General features: G+C 50.0%; 12 protein-coding genes. 10 read left to right on the top strand and 2 right to left on the bottom strand.

Annotated elements, in window-relative coordinates:
- The 10 genes from C1A10_RS16050 (at position 1) to C1A10_RS16100 (ending at position 11208) form a co-directional block, all read left to right on the top strand.
- A complete protein-coding gene (locus C1A10_RS16050; protein ID WP_101911214.1) occupies positions 1–1491 on the top strand; it encodes a TrkH family potassium uptake protein in 1491 nt (496 codons plus the stop codon).
- The gene (locus C1A10_RS16055) at positions 1488–1703 is read left to right on the top strand and encodes a hypothetical protein (protein WP_101911215.1); all 216 of its coding nucleotides are present in this window, start codon (positions 1488–1490) and stop codon (positions 1701–1703) included. Before C1A10_RS16050 ends, C1A10_RS16055 begins: the two co-directional genes overlap by 4 nt.
- A 243-nt stretch (positions 1704–1946) precedes the next feature.
- A complete protein-coding gene (rfbF, locus tag C1A10_RS16065) occupies positions 1947–2717 on the top strand; it encodes a glucose-1-phosphate cytidylyltransferase (protein ID WP_101911217.1) in 771 nt (256 codons plus the stop codon).
- Entirely contained in the window at positions 2699–3778 is a 1080-nt protein-coding gene (gene rfbG / locus C1A10_RS16070; protein WP_207654734.1) for a CDP-glucose 4,6-dehydratase, read from the top strand. The genes rfbF and rfbG overlap by 19 nt, the downstream gene beginning before the upstream one ends.
- Positions 3779–3815: 37 nt before the next feature.
- A complete protein-coding gene (locus C1A10_RS16075; protein WP_101911218.1) occupies positions 3816–5552 on the top strand; it encodes a thiamine pyrophosphate-binding protein in 1737 nt (578 codons plus the stop codon).
- A 96-nt stretch (positions 5553–5648) separates the two neighbouring features.
- Positions 5649–6203 carry a GNAT family N-acetyltransferase gene (locus tag C1A10_RS16080; protein ID WP_180951184.1) on the top strand — a complete coding sequence of 185 codons (555 nt, stop codon included), beginning with the start codon at positions 5649–5651 and terminating at the stop codon, positions 6201–6203.
- A 29-nt stretch (positions 6204–6232) separates the two neighbouring features.
- Positions 6233–7396, top strand: a complete 1164-nt coding sequence (locus C1A10_RS16085; RefSeq protein ID WP_180951185.1) for a pyridoxal phosphate-dependent aminotransferase — start codon at positions 6233–6235, stop codon at positions 7394–7396.
- 93 nt (positions 7397–7489) lie between these two features.
- Positions 7490–8599: a DegT/DnrJ/EryC1/StrS family aminotransferase gene (locus C1A10_RS16090; RefSeq protein ID WP_207654735.1), complete on the top strand. Its 1110-nt coding sequence runs from the start codon at positions 7490–7492 to the stop codon at positions 8597–8599.
- 16 nt (positions 8600–8615) lie between these two features.
- Positions 8616–9935, top strand: a complete 1320-nt coding sequence (gene rfbH, locus C1A10_RS16095; protein WP_101911221.1) for a lipopolysaccharide biosynthesis protein RfbH — start codon at positions 8616–8618, stop codon at positions 9933–9935.
- A gap of 34 nt (positions 9936–9969) precedes the next feature.
- Entirely contained in the window at positions 9970–11208 is a 1239-nt protein-coding gene (locus C1A10_RS16100; RefSeq protein WP_101911222.1) for a glycosyltransferase family 2 protein, read from the top strand.
- 220 nt (positions 11209–11428) lie between these two features.
- On the opposite strand, the gene C1A10_RS16105 is transcribed toward C1A10_RS16100, so the two are convergent.
- Complete coding sequence (locus tag C1A10_RS16105) at positions 11429–12154, bottom strand: sulfite exporter TauE/SafE family protein (protein ID WP_101911223.1); 726 nt, start codon at positions 12152–12154, stop codon at positions 11429–11431.
- 272 nt (positions 12155–12426) lie between these two features.
- Positions 12427–13911 carry a lactate racemase domain-containing protein gene (locus tag C1A10_RS16110; RefSeq protein ID WP_101911224.1) on the bottom strand — a complete coding sequence of 495 codons (1485 nt, stop codon included), beginning with the start codon at positions 13909–13911 and terminating at the stop codon, positions 12427–12429.
- Positions 13912–13925 lie beyond the last annotated feature (14 nt).

Genomic DNA, 13925 nt, shown 5'->3' on the forward strand with positions numbered 1-13925 from the left:
ATGAAACGCAGGTTTTCCGATTGTTCAAGCTGCGGAAAGCTCATGCTTCTTGTCGGCGTGCTTGTGGCAATGCCGCTGCTTGTTTTGTTTTTTTATCCCGACGATAGGATTTACGCGTGGTCTTTTGCGGTACCCTCGCTTGGCTCCGTCCTTTTGGGCACTATCATTTGCCTGATCGGAAGACGTGACGCCGACAGCGGCTTTGAATGGCAATCATCCATGCAGCGCAGCAGCTTAACGGTGCTGTTTGCATGGATCTGGGGGATTTTAGTCGGTGCTATTCCGTTTATTATTAGCGGTCAACTTACAGTTCTTCAAGCCTTATTTGAATCAGTCAGCGGTTGGACAACCACCGGCTTGTCCGTCATGGACGTGGCCGTGACGCCGCATATTTTTCTGTTCCATAGGAGTTTCATGCAGTTCTGCGGAGGTCTTGGATTTGTAATGATGATGGTAATGCTTGTTTTGGGGAAACAGTCTATGAACCTGTATAACGCCGAGGGACACCCCGATAAGCTAATGCCTAATCTCAAAAAGACCGCCCAGACAATTTTTGTGATGTACAACAGCTTTCTTGTTGTCGGTATAGCTGCTTATCGATTTGCAGGGATGAAGTTGTTTGATAGCGTTTTGCATACGATGTGCGCCCTCTCCACCGGCGGTTTTTCTACAAGGCTAAACAGCATCGGAGAATATAACAGCTTAGCAATCGAAATCATTACCATTATTTTGATGCTGATAGGAACAACAAATTTCGCTGTATTGCTGCTTTTTACAAAGCGGAAATGGCGGCAGGTTGCCCGTGTGAGCGAAGTTGGATTTATGTTTTTACTGCTTGCCATTTTTGTTCCGCTGACGGCAGTATCATTATCTGCCGGTCTGGGTATGAACATTGGCGAAAGTTTTCGGCGGGCATCGTTTGACGTTGTATCAGCGCTGTCTACAACGGGGTACTCTACCATGAGCTATATGTCGTGGCCGCCGTTTGCAATCGGTGTTCTCATTCTGATGATGCTGATCGGCGGCGGGATCGGCTCTACTGCGGGCGGTATTAAAATGTCCCGTGTTTATATCATGCTGCGGTTGGCACTGCTGAACATACGCAAGAGGCTTTCCCCTTCACGGAAAATCGAGACTCCCTATTATGTCAAAGCGCAGGGCAAAACACCTATTGATGATTCACTTGCATCGGATACCACGGGATTTGTCGTTTGTTATCTTGGTCTGTTCATTGTCGGTGCGCTATTGACGACGATCACCGCAGGTTGCAGCTTAACAGAAGGGATGTTTGAATTTGCTTCCGCGCTTGGCACTGTAGGGCTTTCTATCGGCCTTACAGGCCCGACCACTGGCGCGGGAACGTTGATCATTGAAATGTTCGGGATGATGCTGGGACGGCTTGAAATCTTTATCATATTAATTGGAATCTATTCCGGTATCAGTATTATCAGACAGCATATTAAAACTGGAACCTCGCGAGAGGAAATTTGAGCATAAGCCAATTTCTATTCGGAGACGGGCGTGAATTTTCCAACGCGCTGAGCTTAAAACAAGCCCGTCCTCTGTGGAAGATGGTGGAACTGTCCTGCCTATATCAGATATCCAGTGTTGTGTCGCGGGGGAAAGCCAAATCCAACGGATTTGTGACTCTGCGGTTTGCACTGAAGGATTCTGAAAAGGCGGCCCGGATATGGCGGCTGTAGTTTACGTTATAAAAGTTAAAAACAGGAAGACATGGCGGATAACCGACGTGCCTTCCTGTTTTATTTTCACGGATACGGCTGAATGCGTAAAAACCAGGCTTTGGACAAGGGTATTTGCAATTGAACAACACCCTGTCAAACCGCATATAGTGAAGAAGTTGGCTATTTTGCTTTTATTACGGAAGTTTGATTTTATCAATGGAAATAGGAGGATAGCTCATAAAATTTAAGGGTGGTGCTACCATGAAAATAGTCATACTTTGCGGAGGCAAGGGTACGAGGATGCGCGAGGAGACCGAGTTTCGTCCCAAACCGCTGGTGCGCATTGGGGAAAAACCGATTATCTGGCACATCATGAAACTATATTCCTATTACGGTTTTTACGATTTTGTGCTGTGTGTCGGCTATAAGGGCGATATGATCAAGCATTATTTTATGGAAATGCCATGGCTGAACAATGATTTTACGATTACTACGGGAGTACAATCCAAGGTTCAATTCCACACGGAAAATAATGAAAACTGGAACGTAACCATTGTAGATACCGGGCTGGAAACGCAGACCGGAAAGCGGATCCGGCAGATTGAAAAATATATTGACACTGATGATTTTATGCTGACCTATGGCGACGGGCTCAGCAATGTGAATATTCCGAAACTGTATGAAACGCATAAAAAATCCGGGAAGATTGCGACACTGACAGGGGTGAACCCCAATTCGCCGTTCGGCGTGTTCAAAACGCAGGATGGTGTTGTGACCTCCTTTAAGGAAAAGCCGGTCTTGGAGGATACCATCAACGGGGGATATATGGTACTGAACAAACGGGTATTCGATTATATCCCCGATACCGATTGCTCGTTTGAGCAGGAGCCGCTGCATCGTCTGGCGCTTGACGGCGAGATATCCATTTTTAAGCACGATGGTTTTTGGATGGCGATCGATACCTATAAAGATATCGAAAAGGTCAACGGGCTCTGGAATACGGGGGAATCTCCATGGAAACTGTGGGATTAAATTTTGCCCGGCTGTTTGACGGCGCTTTTTATGGAAAAAAGGTGCTCGTGACAGGAGACACCGGGTTCAAAGGCTCGTGGCTTTCCCTGTGGCTTTATTTGATGGGCGCCCGGGTGTACGGCTACGCGCTTGCACCTGTTTGTGCCGCTGACAATTTTACCCTGTGCGCGCTGGATCAAAAAATAACCGATATACGCGGAGATATCAGGGACCGGGAACACCTGAAAGCGGTGTTTGACACTTATCAGCCGGAACTGGTATTCCATCTCGCCGCCCAGCCGATTGTCCGGCTTTCGTATGAACTTCCGGCTGAGACGCTGGAAACCAACATCATGGGTACCGTGAACGTGCTCGAGTGCATCCGGACATCTGAGAGCGTCCTTGCCGGAGTGATCGTCACTTCAGACAAATGTTACGAAAACAGGGAACAACTCTGGGGTTACCGGGAGGACGACGCCATGGGCGGCTTCGACCCGTACAGCGCCAGCAAGGGCTGCGCCGAGCTGGTGACAGCGGCATACCGGAACTCCTTTCCCCGGAAGGCGCTTTCTTCCGCAAGGGCGGGCAATGTGGTTGGCGGAGGGGATTGGTCGGCGGACAGAATTCTCCCCGACTGCGTACGCGCGTTGGAGAGCGGAAGAGCGGTGGACGTGAGAAATCCGTATGCCGTGCGGCCCTGGCAATTTGTGCTGGAACCCCTATACGGATACCTGCTGCTTGCGTCTAAGCTGCTCAGGGATTCCAAAAAATATGCGGGCGCCTGGAATTTCGGCCCGGAATCCGATTCGATTGTCCCCGTAAAAGAGCTTGTCGAATCGGCAGTCCGGATTTGGGGGAGCGGGAAATGGAACGATCTGTCCGCTAAAGGCGGCGTGCATGAAGCGTCGCTGCTGAATCTTGACTGCACCAAGGCGAAAATCCTGCTGGGATGGAAACCGAGGCTTACTCTGGACGAAACGCTGGAGTGGACACTGGAGTGGTATAAAGCTTATAAAAGCGAAGATGTCTGCCAGCTTTGCGAGAGGCAGATTAAAGACTATTGTTTAAAGGGCCATATGTAATTTTTATGTATGTTAGTGGGAAAGGTTGGCTCGAAGGATGAAATTATCGGATTATATTGCCGAATTTCTAATAAAAAACGGTTGTACCCATGTTTTTGGCTATCAGGGCGGCGCGGTAACTCATATCGTTGATTCGCTGTACCGGTATCCCAAGATCAAATTTGTGGGAACCTATCACGAACAGGCGGCGGCTTTCGCGGCGGAAGGGTATGCGCGTGTAAAAAACAGTATCGGTGTGGCGGTCGCTACCAGCGGCCCCGGCGCGACGAACCTGATTACCGGGATCGGCAGCGCCTATTTCGATTCGGTTCCCTGCCTTTATTTGACGGGGCAGGTGAACACCTATGAGTATAAGGGTGAACTCAAGGTGAGGCAATTAGGCTTCCAGGAAACCGATATTGTAAGCATCGTAAAACCCATTACGAAATATGCGGTTCAGATCACAGATCCTTCTACGATCAGATATGAACTGGAAAAAGCAGTAGCAATCGCGTCATCGGGCAGAAAGGGGCCGGTGCTGCTGGATATCCCCATGGATATTCAGCGTGCGCAGGTAGACGAACCCAGCCTGCCGCCATACCATTTACAGGAGGCGCCGCATAGCGAAATTAACATCGACCGGATTGTGGAGCTGCTCAACGGCTCGCAGCGACCGGTTATCCTTGTGGGGGGCGGCGTCAGGCTGTCGGGCGCAGCGGAGCTTTTCGGCAAGGTTTCCGCCCGGTTTCAAGTTCCTGTCGTCAGCTCGCTGATGGGGCTTGACGCGGCAAGCCGCGCCGGGGACCGTTATTTTGGGATGATCGGTGTTTACGGCAGCCGCTGCGCCAATTTCACAATCGCAAACAGCGACCTGATACTCGCACTCGGCACAAGGCTGGACACGAGACAGACGGGAACAAACCCGGAGAGCTTTGCGCGTGCCGCGAAACTGATCCGGATAGATATCGACTCGGATGAGCTTTCAAGAAAAGTAAAGCCGGACGAATACGCGGTGCGGGCCGATGCCGGGGAGTTTCTTGCGGCGCTTTATGAACATCTTGACCGTGTTTCTGTCTGTCCGCAAGCTTGGCTGGAAAAAGCGCGGGAATATCGAAACAGGTATCCCTCGTTTTCCGAACAGGAGATCACAGATCCGAATTTCGCGGTGGCGAAGCTTTCGGAGCTTATGGATAGGGATACAGTCATTTGCCTGGATGTCGGGCAAAACCAGATGTGGGGCGCGCAGTCGCTGGGACTCGCGGACGGTCGAAGGCTGCTGACTTCCGGAGGGATGGGCTCGATGGGCTTTGCACTGCCCTGTGCAATCGGCGCGTACTACGCCGGAAACCGCAAAACTGTGTATGCGGTTGCGGGCGACGGCGGCATCCAGATGAATGTGCAGGAGCTGGAGCTCCTCAAAAGAAACCGTATACCGGTCAAGGTTATCATCCTGAATAATCGCAGTCTCGGCATGATCCGGCATTTCCAGGAAATGTATTTTGAAAGCCGGTATGTCGCCACCGTTACGGATTACGCCGCCCCGGATTTTTGCAGCCTTGCGAAAGCATACGGCATCGAAAGCATGCGGGTGGAAAACAGCGGGGAGTTTGAAAAAATGAGAAGTCTGCTGGCGGATGCAGAGCCCGCTGTCATCGAGATCATGCTTCCGCAAATAACCCATGTCATTCCCAAGCTCGCGGTGGGCAGGCCGATAGAGGAACAGGAACCGCTGCTGGACCGCGCGGAATTTCTCAGCAATATGCTGATCGAACCATTCGAAGCTGATAATGGGTGAATCAGTGCTTGAAAGAAGGGAACAAAACTGAACAGTTATCAAATGTTTATTGAAAATACCTTCAACAGTTTTAAATGCAAAAGCAGGGAGGATTTTTTGACCTGTATTCCGGTTTATGACGAAAAAGACAAAATCCGCGGCTGGCTGCGGCCGATTACCCTGGATTACCGCGTCACAATGCCGTGGTGTGCACAGCTTCTGGCCGGATGGCGCAATGAAAATCCGTCCATGTCGTCGGAGCGCTTTACGGCCACAACTGCGGGAACTGAACGGTGGCTGGACGAGAAGGTGATCGACAGGAGCGACAGAATCCTGTTTCTAATTGCCACGGTTGACGGGCATAACATTGGGCATATTGGTTTTTCCTCCTTTGACTGGGAGGAAAAAAGCTGTGAGGTGGACGCAGTCCTTCGGGGCGAAAAATCCACGCATCCCGGTCTGATGACCCATGCCATGCGCGCGCTGCTCGATTGGGGCCTTTGGGATTTGCAGATTGAAATGATCCGGCTGCGTGTACTTCCGGACAATTTTCACGCCATCCGTTTTTATAAAAAGAACCATTTTATGATCGAAAGAGAAAACCCGCAGGAGAAATTCACGGTGATGCGGTTCGTGAAAGGCCATGCGGAGAATGCCGTTTATGACGAATAACCACAGTAAAAGCACAGGAGGATTCTATTTTGAAAGAACGAATCAGTGAAAGGGTCCGTAATCTGGAACAATCACAAATACGGAACATGTCGATTGAATGCGATAAAATAGGCGGGATCAATCTCTCGCAGGGGATTTGCAGCCTGCCTCTGCCGCCCGTGTTGGCCGAAGAAGCCAAGGCGGCGATTGATGGCGGCAAAAACCACTATACCAGGTATGATGGAATTAGTGAGCTGCGCGAGGCTCTGGCCGGCAAGCTCGCCGGCTATAATGGGGTACAGGCGAACCCCGAGACGGATATCGTCGTTACTTCCGGTTCGACGGGCGCGTTTTACTGCACGTGCATGGCCCTGCTGAACCCCGGTGACGAGGTGATTTTGTTTGAACCTTACTATGGCTATCATGAATATACGCTGAAAGCGCTTGACATGGTGCCTGTTTATATAAAGTTGACCCCTCCGGAGTGGAGCTTCCAGCCGGAGGAAATCGAACGCGCGGTCACCGCGCACACCAGGGCGATTTTGATCAATACGCCCGCAAATCCCTCCGGCAAGGTCTTTTCCGAAAAAGAGCTCGAGCTGCTGGCGGAAATCTGCATCCGGTACGATCTGCTTGTTTTTACGGATGAAATCTATGAGTATATTGTATACGACGGCTTTTCCCACATCAGCCCCGGAGCATTCAAGAACATTCAGGACAGGGTGGTCACGATATCGGGGTATTCTAAGACGTTCAGCATTACCGGCTGGCGCGTCGGGTATTGCGCCTGCCGTGAGGAGCTTGCCCGGCCCATCGGCTGCGCGAACGATCTTGTTTATGTCTGCGCCCCCTCCCCTTTGCAGGTAGGGGTAAGCCGCGCCATTGCCAGACTGCCGGATAGCTTTTACGGGTCGCTGCGCGGGCAGTATCAAAGAAAAAGGGATCTTCTGTGCGGCGCGCTGCGGGAAGCTTCACTCACCCCGTATGTACCGCAGGGGGCCTATTATGTCCTGGCGGATATCAGCGGAATACCCGGTGACACGAGCAGGGAAAAGGCGATGTATCTGCTGGAGAAAACAGGGGTGGCGGTTGTGCCGGGCAGCGCCTTTTACCGCAGCGGCGGCGAGAATCTGGCAAGGCTCTGCTTTGCGAAAGACGATCAGGAATTGGAGCAAGCCTGCGAAAGGCTTCAAAAGCTAAAATTCCTTTTGTAATATGATAAAATCCGGGCGGTAATGCGTCCGTTTGCAGCACGACCATCCGGGTTTTTCTGAGGAAACAGCATGAATTTTCAGGGAGGGGATCATTTGAAGAAAAGAATCAGTTTTGCCGGGCCGTCCATTACGGAAAAAGAGCTTTCCTATGTGCTGGATGCCGCAAAGAACGGATGGTACGAACATTATGACGATTATACAAAAAGGCTGGAGAGAACCTTCGCCGATTATATAGGTGTCAGATACGCCCTCGCCACCCACTGCTGTACGCAGGCTCTGCATCTCGCGGCGGCGGCATTGGGGCTGGATGAAAACGATGAAGTGATTGTCACCGATTTCAGTTGGGTCGCCACAGCTTATGCGGTGGCTTATACGGGTGCGAAATGTGTATTTGTGGACATCGATCCTGAAACATGGACGATCGATCCGGCATGTATCAGAAAAGCGATCACGAAGAAAACGAAAGCGGTCATGCTGGTGCATACCTTCGGCCATCCCGCCGACATGGATGAAATTATGAAGATCGCGCGGGAATATGGCCTGTTTGTCATCGAGGACGCCGCGCCCGCCGTCGGGGCGGAATATAAGGGCAGGCGTGTGGGTTCCTTTGGGGATGTTTCCTGTTTCAGCTTTCAGGGTGCAAAGATGACGGTGAGCGGGGAGGGCGGCATCCTGCTGACCGATAACGAGGAGGTTTACAGGCGCGCCTGCCTGCTTGCCTCGATGGGCAGGACCGACAGCAAGTCTGTTTTCTGGTCGGATGCGCTGGGCTATCAGTATACCATGGGTAATCTGGCGGCTTCCCTCGCGCTCGCCCAGCTCGAGCGGGTGGATGAGCTGATGGATAAGAAGCGGGAACTGTTTGACGGCTATGATAAACGCCTGAAGGACATTCCGGGAATCCGGATGATTCGAGAAAAAGAAGGCTGCAAAAGCAACTACTGCTATCCGTCCATCCTGCTGGAAAATAAAACGCAGGAACAACGGGACGCCATTCTGGCGGGACTCAAAGCGTGCAATATCCATGCAAGGCCGGGATTTCCGCGTATGAGCCGGTTCCCCGTGTTCGAGCAGCGGTTTGAAAACCCGGTTGCGGCAAGCGTGGAACAAAAGGGCGTTTCTCTGCCGTCCGCGGCGAACCTGACGGACGAGGATGTCGGTTTTGTGTGCGAAACCCTGTTAAGCCTGCTTAAAACCGTGTGATTTGAGGTGCGTTGTTATGAGTTCTGAAAAGCAGTTAAGAGAAGAAATACTCGAAAGAGTCGCCCGGCTTTATGCACTGCGTACACAAAACCAGGCCTTTGTGCCGGGTAAATCCAAGGTGCATTACGCGGGTAGGGTTTTCGATGAAAAAGAGATGCAGGCTATGGTGGACAGCGTGCTGGATTTCTGGCTGACGCTGGGCAGGCGGGGAAACCGGTTTGTCTCGGATTTTCTGGCCATGACAGGCATGAAATACGGGCTCGTGGTGAATTCAGGCTCCTCGGCGAATCTCGTTGCGGTCAGCGCACTGTGTTCTCCGAACATACCCCGTCCAATGGTGCCCGGCGATGAAGTAATCACCACGGCGCTCGCTTTTCCCACGACACTCAACCCAATCCTGCAGAACGGACTGGTTCCTGTGTTCGTCGATGTGGAAGAGGACACCTACAATATAGACGCCTCAAAACTCGAGCAGGCGCTGTCTGAGCGCACGCGCGCGGTGATGTTCGCGCACACGCTGGGCAATCCGGCCCAGATGGATGTAATTATGGAATTTGCGCGCAAATATGATCTTTATGTGATCGAGGACACCTGCGATGCGCTGGATTCTTTTTATAAAGGAAAACGCTGCGGTACCTTCGGCGACCTTTCAACCTACAGTTTCTATGCGGCGCACCATATCACCATGGGCGAGGGCGGGGCTTTGCTCACAAACAGCCCTCAAATTTACAGGCAGGCGCTGTCGATCAGGGACTGGGGCAGGGCCTGTTACTGCCAGACGGGTGAGGAAAATCCGAACGGAGCCTGCGGCCATCGGTTTGACCAGCACTTTGAAGGCCTGCCGGACGGCTATGACCATAAATATGTATACAGCAACATCGGATATAATCTGAAACCTCTTGATATCCAATGTGCGATGGGGGTAGAGCAGCTTAAAAAGCTCCCGGAGTTTACAAAAAAGCGTAAGGAGCATTTCGACAGGCTTTATGACGGCCTGCGAAAGCATGAAGCGTATTTTGTCCTCCCCCGGGCGCTGGAAGGCGCCGAGCCTTCCTGGTTTTCCATGCCGCTTACGGTACGGGACGGCGGCGCCTTTTCCCGGAAGGACATCGTGACGCACCTGGAAAACCGCGGGATCGAGACAAGGATGCTTTTCGCGGGAAATGTGCTCAGGCAGCCTGCCTACCGCCATATCAGACACCGCGTGAGCGGAGGGCTTGTCAATACCGAAAAAGTGTTCAACGGCACGTTTTTTATCGGCGTATATCCCGGCTTGACCGATGAGATGCTCGCGTATGTCATAGATACGATCGATCAATTTATAGCAGGCGTTTAGAAGGCGCTGTTTTAGGAAGGAGAGGACCGGTTTGATGGAAGATACCGAAATTGTCGGCAAAAAGGAAGCTGAAACGCCGCTGGTCAGCGTTGTGGTGCTCGCGTATAACCATCTGGATTATACGAAGCTGTGCATTGAAAGCCTGTACCGGTATACAACCGATGTTGATTTCGAGCTGATTACCGTCAACAACGGTTCGACAGATGGAACAGAGGAATATTTCAACAGTCTGCCCAATGAGAAAAAACTGAACTTTCCCGAAAATATCGGGGTTGACAAGGCGGTGAATCAGGGCTTTCGGATGGCGCAGGGCAAATATACCCTGAACCTGAGTAATGATATTGTTGTTACCAGTCGTTGGCTGAGCAATCTGGTCGCCTGCATGGAATCCGACGATAAAATCGGAATGGTGGTTCCCGTGTGCGGATTCTCATCCAATAACCAGCAGGTCAACCTGTACTACCATACGCTGGAAGAAATGCAGCTTATCGCACAAGTCTACAACAAAAGCAATCCCGATTTGTGGGAGGAACGGATGAAGCTGGTCACCTACACCTGCCTTTTCAGGACGGATGTGCAGAAAGCGATCGGCGGATTCGACGAGGATTTCAACCCCGGTGCCTATGATGACGACGCGATCAGCTTCCGTATACGGAGGATGGGATACAGGCTGATCCTTGCAAAGGATACCTATGTGCACCATTTCGGTTCGGTTACCTTTAACGCCGAATATGCAAAAAACAATCTTGCCCAAAGGAATATGCGACTCTTTATGCAAAAATTCGGCGTGAATTCCTGGGTTGCCAGCATGATCGACTTTCATGTTGTGGATATCGCGGACTACAGCCCGCGGGGAGAGATTTGCATTTTGGGAATCGGAAGCTCCTGCGGGCCCACGCTGCTGCAAATAAAAAACAGGTTCCGGAGTAAGGGTGTGCGGGATGTAAAGCTCTTTTATCTTTCCGACCAGGAAAGCAGCATGCCCGACCTCAGAAGCATTTGCGATACCTGCGTATGCGCTTCCGACAAGGAGCTGGAGGAATACTTCGGGAGCCGGCTTTATGACATTGCGGTTGTGGAGAGCGAAACGGATAAGCTGCAAAATCCCGGACGCTTTTTTGACAGCCTGAGCAGGCTGCTCAAAAAGAATGGGCAGCTTATTTTGACCGCTCCTGCCGCTTTTTACCCAAAGGCGGCGCAGCTTCTGGAGGAACGGGAATTTGTCTTTTCCAAAAGTGCGCGGGAATATTATTATGCCTTTACAAAACAATAATCCGCAAAAATAAAAGGACGCTTTTCCATAAAAAAGTGTCCTTTTATTTTGTACAATAGGGCGGGTTACAATTACGTTGAGGAGAGGGCGTCTTTTACAGCGATGTCGAGGAACCGGGAAACATCCAAATACGAGAAAAGCAAGGAGAGGCGTTATCCGTGAGGGATAATGTCTCTCCTGCTTACTAAACATGTTTTATACAATCCTCCAGCCGAGGGCTTTATCCGGCAATCAGTAAATAAAATCCGAACACGACCATTAAACCATAAACAACTTTGCGGATTACCGGAAAGGTGATTCTTTTAAATATTTTAAAGCCAATGAAAGCTCCGAGAACGATCCCAATCAAAGAGACTCCACAATACTGCGCTATTTGCACATTAAAATTGCCCATTAATAGGTGAAGTATGAGAACTAGGCTGCCGTTTAAAGCAAAATAGCATTGTAAAGTTGCATTATATTCCATTTTATCGTCAGTCGTTGATAGAAAGTAAATCACCATAGGCGGTCCGCCCATATTAAACAATCCGCTTAATATTCCGCTGACAGAACCGATGATTAAGCCGTTTACCGGCGTTTGCCTGACCCGTATTTTTTGATTAAAAAAGATAAAATAAATCGATAGCAATATCAGGATCAACCCTAAAATTCTCCGCATGAAGCCATCTGGGCTGGACATCATAACCGCAACCCCTGCCAAACTGGTGATAGTGGAGGAAATCAGGGGATACAGCATCAGCTTAAAATTAATTTGCCTGCGCAAGTTAAAGGCGAAGCTGGCTACCATAAAAAAGGAACTGATTGCCGTTACCGCCGCCGCATATTTGAGCGGCATCGCTAACGGCATTAATGTCATCGCAATAATAGAAAAGCCAAATCCTGTACATCCCTGTATAAAAGCGGACAGCAGGGTAATGAGGCCAATCATAACAAAGCTGTATCCCATATCGTTTACCTTTCGATCTAAATCAATCACAGCCGCACAAAGAGATTATCATGCCCAGAACATCCGCTTGGCTTTCCCAATAGACGCCTTGCCAATAAAAGATCAACGGCACTACATAATTCCCGCTTTTTTAAAATAGTGCAGTATTTAGCACGGCGGCGCCGTGTACCGATTTGATCACGACGCCACCAATGCAGCCAATGCCTGAAAAGAAAAAGCAACGAGATACAAAAGCCTGTCAGGCCGGCATTTATAGTTTAATCTTTAGCAGGTCAGCCATGAAATCCACAATCCGCAAAACCGTTGGTACCATCGTACGGCTCATCTTTCATGCAAAGATGCACGGAAGCCGTTTTAAAGGTAAGCGGCAGTGCCAGAATATTCGGGTTATCGCCCACATATTTCTTTTTGGCATCCGCCAAAGCCTCTTCAAAAGTTGCTCTGGTTTTTAGCCCCATACCCCGTGCCAGACCGGGCTTCTCGGCGCCGACAATATAAATTGCAGAGGTGTTCTCCTCGGCGATATGCCCGCAGCTCATCATGGAAAATCCATGAAATGGATGAAACGCATTGCAGTACCGATATTGACGGATGTATTCCTCGTCGGTTGCAAAATATTCTCCATAGCGATTCAAGTCGGGCAGCTTGTTCATATAATCGGTTTGGAACATATCATATAGTTTAGGAAGATAGGGCCATAACTCCTCATGAAAATATCCGTTGCAGATAGAAGAACAGATAATCACGCAGTGATCCTTTAAAATACGTTTATGACGTATCACCTGCGCGGATAGTGCCTGCATCATCATGATCGGGTTGGTACCCATGCCGTCGCCGTAATGGAAAAATTGAGGCATGCCAAATACGACGACATCATATTTCTTCTCCGCCCAATTGACATAGGTTCGTTTGTCAGCGGTAATCCATGATTTTGGCTGCATTTCTCTTGCATATCCGCTGTTAATCTCAATTTGACGGGACTTGGTATCCAGGACAGCGTCACAGCAGAAAAATTTCTTGCCCATGCATTGTTCCATATGCTCACCGATCTCGTCAAACTTTGAGCGCATCAGGGAATGTCCGCTGACAGGAGTAAAGTCCTTCCGATGCATAACTTCAGGAACATGATGAGAAGCAATGCAGCGCCAATGTGTAATGCCGGTGGCGCAGTGTTTATAACCGCCTGAATATCCGCCGTATGGGTTTCCCTGCGTGTGACCGATCAAAATTGCCACATCGGAATCATAGACATACTTATTCATCAAAACAGGGTCGCCGCGCTCTGTTGTGCCCAGATCAACCAAATGCTCATAGTCTTCACTGTCGTGGTTGATGATCTGATGCGTAAACCAGAATTCATGAAAGAGTTCCGGACCCAAAACATGAAAGATTTCTTCCTTCGTATTTTTACGGTGCAAGCCGTTAGAGCAAATCAGTAAAATGTCTTTTTTCTCAACGCCTGCTTTATAAAGCTCCTCCAAAATAATCGGAATGGATATTTTACGGTGAGCAGTGGGCTGCTCGCCGCCTTTTACTCTGTCCGGGAAGATAATTGTGACTTTTGAGCCTTTCTTTGCCAGATTGGAAAGCGGCTCCATTCCAATAGGATGCAAAATGGATTCCCTGGTCGCCTCGATCAGCCTGTCTTCAGGAATAAAAGGTGGATCGGGCACTGTCACTCCGGGTATAAATACATCGGTTGTATCCGGCAAATCAGCGGACATGGTACCTTGGCCGTATTCAAATTCCAGTTTCATAACTTTCAATCCTT

Source organism: Marasmitruncus massiliensis, from assembly GCF_900186535.1.
Taxonomy (GTDB): domain Bacteria; phylum Bacillota; class Clostridia; order Oscillospirales; family Ruminococcaceae; genus Anaerotruncus; species Anaerotruncus massiliensis_A.